We start from the raw sequence: 15,195 nt of genomic DNA on the forward strand, positions 1-15,195 counted from the left end.
GACCTGCAGGTATCGGAGGGGACAGTGGGGCCTGAAGGAGGCAGCCGGTTCAACCATGGAGTGAGCTTTCAACCAAAACAGCGGCTGCCGCCCCTTAGGCAGGGACGACCTCCGCAATTGCTGGCTTCAGAAGACTCGGGTCAGAACAGCTGACGTCGTCAATGCACCGGACGGTAATGGACGCTTCGGGAGCCCAAGCACAGAAAACCATGCTTGGCCAGGCCAATAAGTCATCTTACACTTTCGTGCTTCCGCAACCTCCAAGGTCAGGGAAGCCTGAACAGACGCCTTGCATTGGCAGTGCTGTCCTGAGCGACCTGCTCAAGCGACTGCTGGCGTAGTTCGGCAACACGTGTGGCCACCGAAGCCACAAACGCAGGCTCATTGCGTTTGCCCCGACGAGGCACCGGCGCCAAGAACGGACAATCGGTCTCCACCAGGAAGCGATCCTGAGGAACCTCCCGCGCACAGTCATGGGTCGGCACCGCCTTAGGGAATGTCACGGTGCCGCTAAAGCTGATGTAGAGCCCCAGCTCCAAAAACTGGTGCATCTCCTCCGGGGTTCCTCCCCAGCAATGCATCACGCCGGCCGGACAACGTCCTTCGAGCCGTCGCGCACGCAGTTCCGTCAACATCGGCTCTGCCGCATCGCGGCAATGGATGATCACCGGCAGGTTGAGCTCCACAGCAAGATCGAGCTGGGGTCGCAGGATCGCAAGCTGCTCATCCAAATTCTTGTCTCGGAAAAGATCTAGACCGAGCTCGCCGATGGCCACCACCCGACTGTCATCGAGTGCTGCCAGGCGCAATACATCGGGTGTGTCCTGACTCCAGTGTTTGGTATCCAATGGATGAACACCTACGGAGTAACGCATCTCCGGAAATCGATCCGCCAGCGAGCGGATGGCCGGGATCTCACTCGGCTCGACACAGGCATGAAGGAGCGACGTCACACCGGCCCCCCGCCAACGTTCGGCGACAGCCTCAAGATCCTCTTCGAAGGTTCGAAAGACGATGTGACAGTGGCTGTCGATTAACACCGGAGTGGCCATCGGATCCTGAAACGCGCCTTCGGGATCCATTTTGCAGGGATTGAGTGCTTAGACCCGATCCGGACATCGCGAGTCAGCCCGCAGCAGGAGCTGGATCAATCGCTTTTTTCACGGCAACCGTCAGCCTCGCTTTCTGGTGAGCGCCGGTATTGCGGTGGAGCACGCCACGCTTGACAGCCTTATCGATCTTGCTGAAAGCAGCATTCATGCTGGTCTGAACACCGGCTTTCGCTTCGTCGCCGGGTGTGGCGGTGTAAGCGTCACAGGCACTCAGGCAACGCTTCATCAGAGTGCGCATGGCCGATTTATAGGCCTTGTTCTCGAGGCGATTGCGCTCAGCGATCTCAACGCGCTTCTTTGAGGACTTGTTATTGGCCACAGAGGCGGATTTCTCATCGACAATTCATAACCTTAACTCAGGACCACTTGGCTCCCCATCGAGGTCCTACGCAGTGGCCCTAGCGTGAAGAGACCTGATGACGGGCGTTGATGACCACCCTGAGCACGGAGCCAGCGGCGAGCGGTCTGCCCAGGTGCCTCGAGAGCGCAGCCGGGGCTGAGCAACAGCTCGATCGGATTTCAACCCGCACCACTGGTCAGGCCCAGAGGGAGGCGACTGCAACGGTCGAAGCCATCATCGAACGCGTCCGCCATGAAGGTGACCGTGCCCTGATTGCGCTGACTGAACAGTTCGACGGTTTCCGTCCGGAACCATTGCGCGTTCCCGCGATTGAGCTGCAACAAGCCTGGGAGAGCAGCCCGGCAAATCTGAGAGACGCCCTGGAACTCGCCCATCGTCGGATCCAGGATTTTCACCAGCGTCAGAAGCCTCAGGATCTTGATGTGCAAGGCGTTCATGGCGAACGACTGGGACGGCGATGGCGACCGGTGCAGGCCGCAGGTCTTTATGTGCCTGGCGGGCGGGCCTCCTACCCCAGCACGGTGCTGATGAATGCAGTGCCTGCAAGAGCAGCCGGTGTGGAAAAAGTGGTGATGGTCACTCCAGCAGGACGGACTGGACAGGTGAACCGCACAGTGTTGGCGGCAGCACACCTGGCAGGGGTGCAAGAGGTCTATCGAATCGGTGGCGCCCAGGCGGTCGCGGCTCTTGCCCTGGGCACCGAAACCATCCCCCGCGTCGATGTCATCAGTGGTCCAGGAAATCTCTACGTGACCCTCGCCAAAAAGCTGGTCTACGGGCAGGTCGGAATTGATTCCCTCGCTGGCCCCAGCGAAGTGCTGGTCATCGCCGACGGCTCGGCCAGCGTTGCTCAGGTCGCTTCGGATCTTCTGGCGCAGGCAGAACACGATCCACTGGCTGCCGCCATCCTGCTCACCACGTCCCAGTCTCTGGCTGATGCCCTGCCTGTGGAGCTCGAAGCTCAACTCAGCAGGCATCCCCGTGAGGCCATTTGCAGGAAATCCCTCGGTGAGTGGGGGCTGGTCGTGGTCTGCGACAACCTTGAAACCTGCGCACGCCTCAGCGATCGATTTGCACCGGAACACCTGGAGCTGCTTGTGGAGCGACCGCGGATGTTGGCGGATCGCATTCAGCAGGCAGGCGCCATTTTCATCGGTCCCTGGAGCCCGGAAGCGGTCGGTGATTATCTAGCCGGCCCCAATCACACCCTGCCCACGTGCGGTTCGGCGCGTTACAGCGGCGCTCTGAGCGTGGAAACCTTCATGCGCCACACCTCAATGATCGAATTCAGCCGGGAAGCCCTCGAAGCCACGGGCGGAGCTGTGGTGGAACTCGCCGACAGCGAAGGACTGCACAGCCACGCGAATTCGGTGAAGGTCCGGCTGGACTGACGATCAGCCGGCTTTGTCTAATCGACGAACACCGGCCACGCCGTCGTTCACTTCACCAACGAGCACCTCATCAGCGAGGTTCACAAACAAACCGTTCTCCAGCACACCGGGGATGTTGTTAATGCTTCGTTCCAGATCCACAGGATTGGTGATCCCTGCTTCGAAGCGAACATCCAGCACGAGATTGCCCTGATCGGTCACCACGGGACCGGCCTTGCGATGAGCCATGCGCAGTTCGGCTTGTCCATTCATCGCGGCCAACTGTTGTTGGACCTGACGCCAGGCTCCCGGCAGAACCTCAACGGGCAGAAGAAATTCAAGATTCAGGCGGTCCACCAGCTTGGTGGAGTCCACAACAACAACGAAACGTTCAGCGCGAGCCGCGACAAGCTTCTCCTGGACGTGACATGCACCGCCGCCCTTGATTAGCTGGAACGCAGGATCCACCTCATCGGCACCATCGATGGCCAGATCGATCCGATCCACAGCATTCAGGCTGCGCAGGGGGATACCAAGCTCTGCAGCAAGCACCTCACCTTGAAACGACGTGGTGACACCGACGATGTCCTTGAGCTGTCCGGATGCCAGGCGCTGCCCGAGACCCTTGATCATCAGAGCTGCAGTGGAACCCGATCCCAGCCCCACGATCATGCCGTCACGGAACTGTTCAACCGCCGCTTCTGCGACGGCCTGTTTCATCTGGTTCTGAAGATCTGACATCGCTCAGGTTTAAACCGGCGAGACCGTAGCAAGGGTTTCAGCCGAATCCCGGCAAAGGTTCAGGTTTGACAGGCAGCTGAAGGTCTTTTTCACCACGGATGATCTGCAGTGTGAGCGGCTGATGGATCTCAGCCTGATCGACTTGCTGAAGCAGTGTTTGGGGATCATCCACAGGAACCTCTCCTGCCTTGACCACCAAATCACCGCGACGCAGGCCGGCTCGCTGAGCAGGACTATCAGGCAGAACAGACTGAACCAGAGCACCGGAACGTTCAGGCAGCTCAACCAGGGCATTGGGATCGCGGTTGTGCTCCCTGGCGATTCTGGCCGTGAGAGGAATTAATTGAAGGCCGAGATAGGGATGAACGACCTCTCCGGCCTGTTGCAGCTGTTCAGCAACACGGCTCGCCAGATTGATGGGAATCGCGAAGCCAAGTCCCGCTCCAGGGCCAGATCGCACCAGGGTGTTGATGCCGATCACGCGACCATCAGCATTCACCAGGGGACCACCAGAGTTTCCAGGATTAATCGCCGCATCGGTCTGGATCAGATCGAGACGCTTGTCGTTGAAACCGAGGCTGCTGATGTTGCGATGCAAGCTGCTGACAATTCCGAGGGTGACGGTTCGCTCGAGGCCATAGGGCGTGCCCAGAGCAATGGCCCAGTCACCGACATCCAGCGCATCGGAGTCACCGAGCCTGGCCGGCTTAGGAGACTCACCACCCTCCAGCCGAACCAGCGCCAGATCCGTGACTGGATCACGCCCGATCACAACACCATCGCGTTGATCACCGTCGGCCAGGGTGACATTGACCTCCTCCACCTGCTCCACAACGTGGGCATTGGTGAGCACCAACCCCTCCCGGTCGATCACAACTCCGGAACCCTGACCACGCTGACGCTCCGGTCCATAGCCGGGCTCTCCGAGCAAATCCCTCAGCAGCGGGTCGATCAGATTGGGATCAAAGGGCTGGCGCTCCACGACCCGCTCCGTATCGATTCGGACCACTGCCGGAGCAACGTTGCGCACTGCATCTGCGACAAAACTGTGAGTGCCGGGAAGTGCATTGGCTGCAAGCACCCTGGCCGGCAGGACAATGAATGACAGAGCAATGGAAAGGGTTCCCAACCACCTGAGAACCCATTGCTTGGACAATCGGCCAGGAACCACAGACAAGAGCGAAATAACTGCGCTCACGCTAAGGGGGCCAATCAGAACATTTGGGCTGAATCAACGAGAGCGAATCCAGAATTGGGGTCATTCACCAGAAGAGCTGTGCAGAGTCGGCCTTCCTTTGGCCGATAGGAGCTCAGCCGCAGGGATTGATCAAAACGACAGGATGATCCTGATCGGGCAGGTTTCCAATGGGTCGAACTGGTCGCATCGGTCAGCCGTGCCTAGTGGTGTGATCAAACCGATCCGACGGTGTCATCACCATGCGCCTGATCCAGAAGGCCGCAACCGGCATGCTCGCTCTGTCCACAATCGCCCTTGTGGGCTGTCAGAACGAGAAGCCTGCAGCGGATAACTCCAGCCAGAGTTCCTCAGCGAAGAGTGTCTATGACACCGGCAAGCTGAAAGCTGTGGTCATTGGTGATTCATTGCCGATGGTCAAGAAGGACGGCGACAACTACGACGGGCTGTCATTCGTGGTTCTCGAAGCAATTCGGGATCAGATCAATGTGTCGCCGAAGAAAAAAGATTTAGACGTCAGCATTGAGCCAGTCGCTGCAAGTTCCGCCCGCGACGGCCTGGACATGATCCGCTCCGGAGCTGCTGACATCGCCTGCGGTGTTGCCTTCACCTGGCAGAGACAGCGCTCACTGACCTACACACTGCCGTTCTCCGTAGGCGGCGTGAGGCTCCTGGCCCCAGCGGGCATCGATGGCACTCCCAAGAGCCTGAACGGCAAAACGGTCGGTGTCGTGAAAGACAGCATGGCGGCCAACGTGCTGGCGGCATCGGTGGATGACGCCAATTTCCAGTTTTTCGACACGCCTGATCAAGCTCTGGCTGCCGTCAAGGACGGCAGCGTTGAGATTCTTGGCGGCGACAGTCTTTGGCTGAGAGCGAATAAGGCTGCGACGGCACCGGAAGCCTCATTGGTGCCTGACAGGCCCTATGCCCGCTCCGGAGTGGGTTGCGTGGTGGCTGATACCACTCCCCATCTGCTCAACATCAGCAATCTGGGCATCGGCCGTCTGCTCTCGGGATACATCAACGACGACGACGGAGTCCGCTCGGCCATCAACACCTGGATCGGCACTGGCAGCACCGTGGGCCTGAAGGACGAACAAATCAACCGCTTCTTCACGATCGTGCTCTCCACTGCCGCTGAATTCAATCCGCAGTCCTGACCTTGATTTCTGATTGATCCATCGTTTCTCTCAACCATGAACAAGACAAGCCTTCTCACCTTCGCCGCCGTTCTGGCAACAAGTGCGGTGCTCTGTGAATCGTCCAGAGCCGCCGTGCACAACGAACCCGATCTGGGCAACTCTCTCGAACAACGCATCGAGCGCATGAGTCCTGAGGCCTGGGCCGTCATGCAACGCAATGGCGTTCTGACTGACGAGGAGATCGCTCGTGCCTGGGGCAACGGCGGCGGCCGGGCCTGGGGCAATGGCGGCGGAGTCCGGCGACGGGCTTGGGGCAATGGTGGCGGCGGCTTTGCCAACGGCTACCGCGGTGGATTCGCCAACTGGTGAATCATTCCGATTACGGCCCGATCGGCCTGCTGGTGATCCAATCGACGTCGCTCTGCAACCTCGACTGCAGCTACTGCTACCTGCCGGATCGCCAGCGGCGCAACGTGTTCAACCTTCAGCAGCAGCTACCACTGCTGCTGGAGAGAGTTTATGAAAGCCCGTTCTGGGGGCCCCATCTCTCGATCCTCTGGCACGCCGGTGAGCCGCTGACGCTACCGACCAGCTTCTATGACCAGGCCAGCGCGATCATCCAGCGCCAGACCGCCGGCCTGCAAGAGCAAGGTGTGGTGATCGAACAACACCTGCAAACCAACGCAACGCTCATCAACGAAGACTGGTGCGACTGCTTTGTGCGCAACAAGATTGTGGTTGGAGTGAGTGTCGACGGGCCTGAGTACATTCACAACAGCCACCGACGCTTCAGGAACGGCAAGGGTTCTTACGCCCAGACCATGCGCGGTATCCGCACACTGCGCGAGCGCGGCATCAACTTCCATGCGATTGCCGTGCTGACCGCTGATGCTCTGGAGCAACCAGAGCTGATGTACACCTTCTTTCGTGATGAAGGGATTCATCAACTCGGTTTCAACGTGGAAGAGCAGGAGGGAGTACACACCAGCTCGTCCATGCAGGGCCTGTTGAAGGAAAGGCTTTATCGAAACTTCCTTTCAAGGTTCTGGGCCTGCAATGAAAAGGATGGTTTCCCTCTTCAGGTGCGTGAGTTCGATCAGGTGATGGGCATGATCGCCGGAGGCCAACGCCTACTGCAAAACGAGATGAACCGTCCCTACGCCATTCTCAGCGTGGACGCCAAAGGAAACTTCTCAACCTTCGATCCAGAACTGCTGTCGGTCGAAACCGAACGCTATGGCCTGTTCAATCTGGGCAACATCCGCGATGTGTCGCTGATGGAAGCCACCCAGACAGAGCCGTTTCAAAAACTGCTTCGTGACATGTCTTCCGGGATGATGCGATGCAAACAAGAGTGCGAGTACTACGGGTTCTGCGGTGGTGGAACCGGCAGCAATAAGTATTGGGAGCACGGCAGTCTGGATGCCACAGAAACCTGTGCGTGTCGTTTTTCCAGTCAGATCCCCGTGGATGTGCTGCTGGAGAAGCTGGAAACAGCAGCCGGCCACTGAGCGACGCATCGGATCAAAAGGTGAGCGAACTCCACACGGAAATTGGGGGGGTTGGCAATCCTTTAAAATGAAATCACGGCCCGGTGAGATCCTCTCTCCGGGAGGGTGATCAACGCATCCACCATCGGGCCTGAGCCCGAGACCACCCTTCCCGCGCCCTTGCCTCATCCACTTCTTCCGGATCTCATTTCTTTGGCCAAGGCCACGGCTGAAAGCCATGGATTTGCACTGGTTAGTGCCCAAGTACTGACCCATTTGCAGCCGATGACTCTGCAGGTGCAGATCCGACGCGGCAATGGAGATGACGTTTCCCTGGATGACTGCGCTGGTTTCAGTGCACCAATGGGAGAGGCCATCGAAGCCTCTGCTTTGCTCACGGAGGCCTATGTTCTGGAGATCAGCAGCCCCGGGATTGGGGACAGGCTCCAGTCGGACAGGGATTTTCAGACCTTCCGGAGCTATCCCATTGATGTCGTCCATCAGGACGACGAAGGCAGGGAGCAGCGTTTGTCGGGAACCCTGCTGGAACGCACCGAAGACCACGTGCAAATCAACATGCGCGGCCGGGTCAAACGGATCCCGAGGGATTCAGTGATCAGCGTTGAACTCACAAGCCCCACAGGCTGAACAGATCACAACCGCTCCCGATTTTCCTCTCCTTCACTCCTCCTCGTCACCGCCATGGCACTCGTTCTTCTTCCCGGCCTCACCAACCTGATTGATGACATCAGTGAGGAGAAGAAGCTTCCTCCTCAGGTGGTTGAAGCCGCTTTGCGGGAAGCACTGCTCAAGGGCTATGAGCGCTACCGCCGCACTTTGTATCTGGGCATCGGGGAAGACCCGTTCGACGAGGAATACTTCAGTAATTTCGACGTCGCTCTCGATCTGGAAGAAGAGGGCTACAGGGTGCTCGCCAGCAAGATCATCGTGGAGGAGGTTGAGAGCGAAGACCATCAGATCGCACTGGCTGAAGTGATGCAGGTGGCTGAAGACGCCCAGGCTGGAGACACGGTTGTCCTGGATGTCACACCCGAGAAAGAGGATTTCGGCCGCATGGCTGCGGCCACAACCAAGCAGGTGTTGGCCCAGAAGCTGCGTGATCAACAGCGGCGGATGATTCAAGAGGAATTCGCCGACCTTGAAGATCCAGTCCTGACGGCCCGAGTGATCCGCTTTGAACGCCAGTCCGTGATCATGGCTGTGAGTTCAGGCCTGGGGCGCCCTGAAGTGGAAGCGGAGCTTCCTCGTCGTGATCAGCTACCCAATGACAACTATCGCGCTAACGCCACCTTCAAAGTCTTCCTCAAAGAGGTCAGCGAGGTGCCAAGGCGAGGTCCTCAGCTGTTCGTGAGCCGAGCCAATGCCGGTCTTGTGGTGTATCTCTTTGAAAATGAGGTGCCGGAAATCCAAGAAGGATCCGTGCGCATCGTTGCCGTAGCGAGGGAAGCCAATCCCCCTTCACGGTCTGTGGGTCCCCGCACCAAAGTTGCCGTGGACAGCATCGAACGCGAGGTGGATCCTGTCGGAGCCTGCATCGGCGCCCGCGGCTCCAGGATTCAACAGGTGGTGAATGAACTCCGCGGAGAGAAAATCGATGTGATCCGCTGGTCACAGGATCCTGGCCAGTACATCGCCAACTCGCTCAGTCCCGCAAGAGTTGATGTCGTTCGGCTTGTCGACCCCGTCGGTCAACATGCCCACGTGCTGGTTCCCCCGGATCAGTTGAGCCTGGCGATTGGGCGCGAAGGTCAGAATGTGCGGTTGGCAGCACGACTGACCGGCTGGAAGATCGACATTAAAAACGCGAGCGAATACGACCAGGCCGCCGAGGATGCCGTTGTTTCGGAACTGATCGCCCAACGCGAGCAGGAGGAGGCCCTGCAGCAAGAAGCCGAGGAAAGACTCGCTGCTGAGCAGGCCGCCAGAGCGGAAGAAGATGCCCGCCTGCGCGAGCTCTATCCCCTGCCGGAAGACGAGGAGGAGTACGGCGAACAGTCGGACGAAGCAATGGCTGATGCTGACGTTTACGAGGAGTCAGCTGAATCAGAGGCCGCTGACTCAGAGCCATCGGACGCTGCCACAGGCCAGGAAGAGGGTGAGACTGAAGAGGTGGCTAGTGATTCCAACGAGGAAGGAACCCGGTGAACACCTCACGCCCTGTCCTGCGTCGGTGTGTCGCCTGCCGAGAGCTGTTTGATCGCAGCATTCTTTGGCGGGTCATCCGCGACCATCGGGACGGGGTTCTCCTGGATCAGGGCATGGGTCGTTCGGCCTATCTCTGTCGTAAGGAGAGCTGTCTTGAGGAAGCACAGCGCCGAAAACGCCTGCACAAAGCCCTGCGATGCCAGGTGCCCGACAGCGCGATTGAGGAGCTGAGAACGCGGCTGAAACCAAACAAGGAATCAGCCGCTGAGGCAAGATGAACACTGGCCCCACCTTGTGTGGTGCCCCGAGCACCACGTGCCCGGACCGACCGGAGACCTGAATGACCAGCAGCGGCAAAGTCAGAATCTATGAGCTGTCCAAGGACCTTGGCCTGGACAACAAAGACGTGCTGGATGCCGCTGAGAAGCTGTCCATTGCGGCCAAGAGCCACAGCAGCTCGATCAGCGAATCCGAGGCAGGCAAGATCCGCACGATGTTGAAGAGCGGTGGTGCTCCCCGTCCTGCTGCAGCTCCCTCGAAACCCTCACCAGGGAAGTCAATCCTTTCGGTGAAGAAGGCCGCCGGCGTTGAAGCCTCTGCACCAGTCAAGCCAGCACAGCCGAAACCGGCTCCTGCTCCAGCAGCACCCACCCGTGCTGCAGCTTCGCCCCAGCGACCGCCTGCAAGGCCCGCCGCTCCTGCAAAACCTGCAGCACCTCAGGCCGGTGCGCCCTCGAAAACAACGGCGCAAAAACCCGTAGCTCCACCACAAACACTGGTTCGCAAGGAACCCCCTCTGAAGCAGCCTGCTCAGAAACCGGTTGAACGCCAATCTCAGGCACCCCAGCAGCCGACACCTCGACCCGCTGCTGCCCCAGCACCAAATCGCACGGCCAGCAGGCCAACCGCGCCGCCGTCCAGACCCAGTGCGCCCTCACCCTCAACAGCAGCGAAACCCCGCAATACGGCGCCGATCCGTCGGGCACCAAGCGAAGGAGGTGCGCGCCCAACTCCACCACCACCGGGACGGCCCCAGCCCAAATCACCGGTGAACCGAACGGTGCCAGCCCCGCAGAGGCCGGCCAAGCCTGAACTGGTTGGACGCCCCCAACCGAAGCGGCCTGGAACAGGTGCCCCCCCAAGACCAGGGGCTCCCCGACCCGGAGCTCCCGCTGGTCAGCGCACCGGCTCACCCCAGCGGCCAGCTGGAGCACAACGTCCAGGCGCACCCACTCGACCGGGTTCACCATCTGGCCGCCCAGGTGCCGGACGCCCCGGAAGCACCCTTGAGTTGGTGGGCAAGCCGATCCGTCGCGACAGCACTAGCAACCGCGGTGAAGGAGGGCGGCCTGGTGCGGGGCCTCGCAGTGGAGCTGGCTCCAATCGACCTGCAATGCCGCCCGGCATGCGTAAGCCGGTGGCTCCCGGTGAGCTCATGCAACTGCAGAAGCCCACGGGTCGACCAGCCGTACCGCCACCGCGCCGTCCCGATGGCACTCCTGTCTCTCCCCGTGGGGATGGCCCCAAGGCCACACCACCGGTTAATCGGCCAACCCCCTCTCCTGCAACGGCCCCACGTCGTCCGGGCTTCCGTCCTGGAGCAGGTCCTGGCGGACAACGACGCCCCGGCCGCCCCGACTGGGATGACAGTGCAAAGCTCGAGGCACTGCGCAATCGCTCTCCTCAGAAGCAACGCCAGAAGGTCCACATCATCGGCGAAAACGATGATTCGCTGGCAGCGCAGACCGGTGGTTTTGCCGGTGAACAGGAAAACATGGTGTTGTCGGCGAGCCTTGCTCGTCCCGCCAAACCCAAATCCCAGCAGAGAACCACACCCAAACCTGTGGCGGCCATGCGCAAGCGGCGCAAGGAAACCGCTCGCCAGCGTCAGCGCCGCAGGGCCATGGAGTTGCGTGCAGCACGAGAAGCCAAGCAAGTGCGGCCGGAGATGATTGTTGTGCCGGAGGACAACCTCACGGTTCAGGAGCTCGCCGACATGCTCAGCGTGGAGAGCTCAGAAATCATCAAATCCCTCTTCTTCAAGGGGATTATCGCCACGGTCACCCAGACCCTGGATATGCCAACGATCGAAACGGTGGCCGAGGAATTCGGTGTGCCGGTCCTTCAAGACGACGTTGAGGAAGCGGCCAAGAAGACCGTCGAGATGATCGAAGAAGCAGATCGGGAACACCTGATCCGACGTCCACCCGTGGTGACCGTGATGGGCCACGTTGATCACGGCAAAACAAGTCTTCTGGATGCGATCCGCAAAGCAAGGGTCGCCGCTGGAGAAGCCGGTGGAATCACCCAGCACATCGGTGCTTATCAGGTCGAGATCGAACACAACAACTCAGCGCGCAAGCTCACCTTCCTGGATACGCCTGGTCACGAAGCCTTTACGGCCATGCGTGCAAGGGGAACCAAGGTTACGGACGTCGCTGTTCTGGTGGTGGCAGCCGATGACGGTGTCCGCCCGCAGACGCTGGAAGCCATCAGCCACGCCCGCGCTGCAGAAGTGCCGATCGTGGTGGCCATCAACAAGATCGACAAGGAAGGAGCCTCTCCTGACCGCGTCAAGCAGGAGTTGTCTGAACAAAACCTGCTTGCAGAGGAGTGGGGCGGCGATGTGGTGATGGTGCCTGTGAGCGCCATCAAGGGAGAGAACATCGACAAGCTGCTGGAAATGCTGCTGCTGGTCACCGAAGTGGAAGACCTGCAGGCCAATCCCGATCGCATGGCCCGCGGCACGGTGATCGAAGCGCACCTCGACAAGGCCAAAGGTCCTGTGGCCACGCTCCTGGTTCAGAACGGCACATTGCGCACAGGTGATGTGGTGGCAGCTGGGCCAGTGCTTGGAAAAGTACGGGCGATGGTCGACGATGCGGGAATGCGTCTGAAGGACGCCGGTCCCTCCTTCGCAGTGGAAGCTCTCGGCTTCAGCGAGGTCCCCACCGCCGGCGATGAATTCGAGGTCTACGCAGATGAGAAGTCCGCACGGGCCGTTGTCGGCGATCGAGCCTCCGACGCCCGAGCGACCCGCCTCGCCCAGCAAATGGCGTCTCGCAGGGTTTCGCTCACGGCAATGTCTGGACAGGCCAATGAAGGAGAACTCAAGGAGCTCAACCTCATCCTCAAAGCCGACGTCCAGGGTTCTGTGGAAGCCATTCTCGGTTCTCTGGAGCAGCTGCCCAAGGACGAAGTCCAAGTGCGAGTTCTGCTTTCAGCACCTGGGGAAGTCACCGAGACCGATGTGGACCTCGCAGCTGCTTCCGGAGCCGTGATTATTGGCTTCAACACCTCGATGGCTTCAGGCGCCAGAAAGGCTGCTGATGCCAACAGCGTGGATGTCCGTGATTACGACGTGATCTACAAGCTGCTGGAAGACATCCAGTTGGCGATGGAAGGTCTTCTCGAACCCGAGCTTGTCGAGGAAGCCCTGGGTGAAGCTGAAGTCCGCGCCGTGTTCACCATTGGCAAGAGTGCTGTGGCCGGTTGTTATGTCACGACTGGCAAAATTCAGCGCAACTGCAAGGTTCGGGTCCACCGCGGCAAGGAGATTGTCTATGCCGGCGATCTCGACTCACTGCGTCGCAACAAAGACGACGTCAAGGAAGTGGCCACTGGTTTCGAGTGTGGTGTGGGCACCGATCGTTTCGCTAACTGGCAAGAAGGCGATCGCATCGAAGCCTTCAAGATGGTCACTCAGCGCCGCAAGCTCACCACCTGATGATCAGCCGCCGAGAGCCACTGCTCTGGCTTCAGTTGATGGCGCTAGCCGTCATTCCTCTGGAGCTCGAGCTGATGCGGCTCATCTTGGCCGGACCTGCATACGGTCCGGTCCCAGCTCTCGAGCGTCTGCTGATCTGGGGCCTGGCTGTCGTCGCACCCGGCGTGCTGCTGTGGCGGCGCTCCGCGGACTGGGCATCACTGCTCCTGGTTCGCATTGCGCCTGCCAAGCGAAGTCTTGATCAATGCCGCATCAGCGCCATTCAGCAGCCACTTGGCCTGAAAGCAGCTTTGATCATCGGCATTGCGCTGTTACTGCCGCTGTTTTGGTGGGTCGACCAATCGGCTCTGTTGGTCGTGAACTTCTCGCCCACGCAGAACAGCAGCCGGCTGACGGCGTTGCTGCTGGCTGGACCGTTGCTAACACTCATCCTCTGGCAATGGCAACAGCTCTTCCAGGCCATCTGGCTGTTGACGCGCAGCGACCAGAGCTTCACAGACCTCAAACCAATCATCCCTGCCGAGCTGCAGACCACCCACCTGTCCCTTGGCCTTGGGCTGCTGCAACCGCCGCTTCTGGAATGGGAGGCCGCAGAGAAACCTGGACAGCCATCAAAGGCATCACTCAGAGACGAGAGCGAAGACGAACTCAAGCCATCAGCAGCTGATCCAGCGCCTGATCCCCAAACTGATCCTGCTGAAACCGATGCTGATGAGGTCCTCGTGGAGGACTTGCCTGAAACGAACAACGAGGATCAAGAGGTCATCTCAGCAGACGATCAAGACGCGGATGACGCAGTGGCCTCTATTGACGTCGAAGCCATCGACGTTGAACAAGAGCTCCTCAAAGAGCCCGACGACGACAATCAGAATGGCGAGGGCACTGCAGACAGCGATGTCGCCGGCAGTAATGCTGAAACTGATCAGCAATCAACTCAGCAACCAGCTCTCGATTCAGAACCGAGCTCCCAACCAGAATCCGCAGAGACGGCAGCCAATTCAAACTTACCTGAAAAGAGCTCGGAAAAGAGCAAAATCAGCTCTGCAGAAAACGACGATGAAACAGCTTCAGCCGTCGCCCCGATCGCGATCGAACCAGAGCAATCCCCCGAAGAGGACCACAGCCCCGACCTGAATGGCCAGGTCAGTCCCGACATCACTGGTGCCAGCACTGATGCTGAAGCTCATCACGAAGAGGCCGAGACCTCCGGAAGCGAACAAGGCGATCCAGAGCAACCGTCGCAGCCCACGCCAGGGGGTGCGTGATTCACGCAGCAGCCGTTCCCGCATGGCCGGGTCCAACCCCTGATCTCCCTCGGGTTCAGCGCTCAAAAGCTGTTTGCGTGAACCTGAATGTTAATTTCCTAAGGTCGCCGATGTAGCTCAGCCGGTAGAGCAACGCTTTCGTAAAGCGTGGGTCGCCTGTTCAAGTCAGGTCATCGGCTTCGGTGTTGAACCCTGTTGCAGTCGAAGATTTCGGCTGGAACAGGTTTTTTTGACGCCCAACCAAAACAGCTCAGCCCGCAGCCTCTCCTGAAATTTCAGCGCAAAGGTTGGTAGCTCCGGATTATTCCTTCTGAAACGTATTTAGATCTGTCAAGCAACACCACAAACCAGCTGGTTTGTGACGCCTATGTCATGAACCTGTGCAACGCAAGCAGGCGGGAGCGCTAAAACGGCAACCTTTCGAAATGCTGGGGCTTTAGATTTCCTTTAGATTTGGCCCAACGTTGTTTCTGGGCCCCGCCCTTCGACTCATGGCCAAGAGTAAAAAAGAATTGGCGTTTCTTGGTGGCACGTTCCTGTTCGGACTTGGAGCCCTGGAAGTGTGCCTTCGATTCGGAGGGTTCTAAACGAACACAATCAAGACACCCACTCAGATATCGTCT

The 15,195-nt window shown here is 59.3% G+C and carries 13 protein-coding genes, 1 tRNA gene and 1 pseudogene; 10 read left to right on the forward strand and 5 right to left on the reverse strand.

Annotated features, from left to right (window positions below; genetic code table 11):
* Nucleotides 1–266 precede the first annotated feature (266 nt).
* Nucleotides 267–1,052 carry a TatD family hydrolase gene (locus SynMITS9220_RS10965; RefSeq protein ID WP_186992138.1) on the reverse strand — a complete coding sequence of 262 codons (786 nt, stop codon included), beginning with the start codon at nucleotides 1,050–1,052 and terminating at the stop codon, nucleotides 267–269.
* Nucleotides 1,053–1,125: 73 nt separating this feature from the next.
* Nucleotides 1,126–1,431, reverse strand: coding sequence for a 30S ribosomal protein S20 (gene rpsT, locus SynMITS9220_RS10970; protein WP_067095687.1), 306 nt, complete (start codon nucleotides 1,429–1,431; stop codon nucleotides 1,126–1,128).
* A gap of 110 nt (nucleotides 1,432–1,541) precedes the next feature.
* Between rpsT and hisD the strand changes: the two genes are divergently transcribed.
* Nucleotides 1,542–2,864, forward strand: a complete 1,323-nt coding sequence (hisD, locus tag SynMITS9220_RS10975) for a histidinol dehydrogenase (RefSeq protein WP_186989238.1) — start codon at nucleotides 1,542–1,544, stop codon at nucleotides 2,862–2,864.
* A gap of 3 nt (nucleotides 2,865–2,867) precedes the next feature.
* Here the strand turns inward: hisD and rpiA are convergent, their stop codons facing one another.
* Both rpiA and SynMITS9220_RS10985 read right to left on the reverse strand, forming a co-directional pair.
* On the reverse strand, nucleotides 2,868–3,584 hold the full coding sequence (gene rpiA, locus SynMITS9220_RS10980; RefSeq protein ID WP_186989240.1) for a ribose-5-phosphate isomerase RpiA: 717 nt from the start codon (nucleotides 3,582–3,584) through the stop codon (nucleotides 2,868–2,870).
* A gap of 37 nt (nucleotides 3,585–3,621) precedes the next feature.
* Entirely contained in the window at nucleotides 3,622–4,698 is a 1,077-nt protein-coding gene (locus SynMITS9220_RS10985) for a trypsin-like peptidase domain-containing protein (protein WP_370594398.1), read from the reverse strand.
* 323 nt (nucleotides 4,699–5,021) lie between these two features.
* On the opposite strand from SynMITS9220_RS10985, the gene grrP reads away from it, so the two are divergent.
* The 8 genes and pseudogenes from grrP to SynMITS9220_RS11025 form a co-directional block, all read left to right on the forward strand.
* Nucleotides 5,022–5,942, forward strand: a complete 921-nt coding sequence (gene grrP, locus SynMITS9220_RS10990) for an extracellular substrate binding-like orphan protein GrrP (protein ID WP_186989242.1) — start codon at nucleotides 5,022–5,024, stop codon at nucleotides 5,940–5,942.
* Nucleotides 5,943–5,978: 36 nt separating this feature from the next.
* Nucleotides 5,979–6,293: a GrrA/OscA1 family cyclophane-containing rSAM-modified RiPP gene (gene grrA, locus SynMITS9220_RS10995; protein WP_186989244.1), complete on the forward strand. Its 315-nt coding sequence runs from the start codon at nucleotides 5,979–5,981 to the stop codon at nucleotides 6,291–6,293.
* Nucleotides 6,290–7,435 carry a cyclophane-forming radical SAM/SPASM peptide maturase GrrM/OscB gene (gene grrM, locus SynMITS9220_RS11000; protein ID WP_186989247.1) on the forward strand — a complete coding sequence of 382 codons (1,146 nt, stop codon included), beginning with the start codon at nucleotides 6,290–6,292 and terminating at the stop codon, nucleotides 7,433–7,435. Before grrA ends, grrM begins: the two co-directional genes overlap by 4 nt.
* Nucleotides 7,436–7,594: 159 nt before the next feature.
* Nucleotides 7,595–8,062 (forward strand): ribosome maturation factor RimP, encoded by a 468-nt coding sequence (rimP, locus tag SynMITS9220_RS11005; protein WP_186992142.1) that lies wholly within the window; start codon nucleotides 7,595–7,597, stop codon nucleotides 8,060–8,062.
* Nucleotides 8,063–8,116: 54 nt separating this feature from the next.
* Nucleotides 8,117–9,580, forward strand: coding sequence for a transcription termination factor NusA (nusA, locus tag SynMITS9220_RS11010; protein WP_186989249.1), 1,464 nt, complete (start codon nucleotides 8,117–8,119; stop codon nucleotides 9,578–9,580).
* The gene (locus SynMITS9220_RS11015; protein WP_067095672.1) at nucleotides 9,577–9,858 is read left to right on the forward strand and encodes a YlxR family protein; all 282 of its coding nucleotides are present in this window, start codon (nucleotides 9,577–9,579) and stop codon (nucleotides 9,856–9,858) included. The genes nusA and SynMITS9220_RS11015 overlap by 4 nt, the downstream gene beginning before the upstream one ends.
* 62 nt (nucleotides 9,859–9,920) lie before the next feature.
* Nucleotides 9,921–13,307, forward strand: a complete 3,387-nt coding sequence (infB, locus tag SynMITS9220_RS11020) for a translation initiation factor IF-2 (RefSeq protein WP_186989251.1) — start codon at nucleotides 9,921–9,923, stop codon at nucleotides 13,305–13,307.
* Nucleotides 13,307–13,861: pseudogene (locus SynMITS9220_RS11025) on the forward strand (low-complexity tail membrane protein); the annotation flags it as partial. The gene infB and the pseudogene SynMITS9220_RS11025, both read left to right, overlap by 1 nt.
* A 513-nt stretch (nucleotides 13,862–14,374) precedes the next feature.
* Here SynMITS9220_RS11025 and SynMITS9220_RS11030 read toward each other — a convergent pair.
* On the reverse strand, nucleotides 14,375–14,596 hold the full coding sequence (locus SynMITS9220_RS11030; RefSeq protein WP_074160755.1) for a DUF3493 domain-containing protein: 222 nt from the start codon (nucleotides 14,594–14,596) through the stop codon (nucleotides 14,375–14,377).
* Between the two features lie 82 nt (nucleotides 14,597–14,678).
* Between SynMITS9220_RS11030 and SynMITS9220_RS11035 the strand changes: the two genes are divergently transcribed.
* A tRNA-Thr gene (locus SynMITS9220_RS11035) sits at nucleotides 14,679–14,751 on the forward strand.
* The last annotated feature ends 444 nt before the right edge of the window (nucleotides 14,752–15,195 follow it).

This window comes from Synechococcus sp. MIT S9220 (assembly GCF_014304815.1).
Taxonomy (GTDB): Bacteria; Cyanobacteriota; Cyanobacteriia; order PCC-6307; family Cyanobiaceae; genus Synechococcus_C.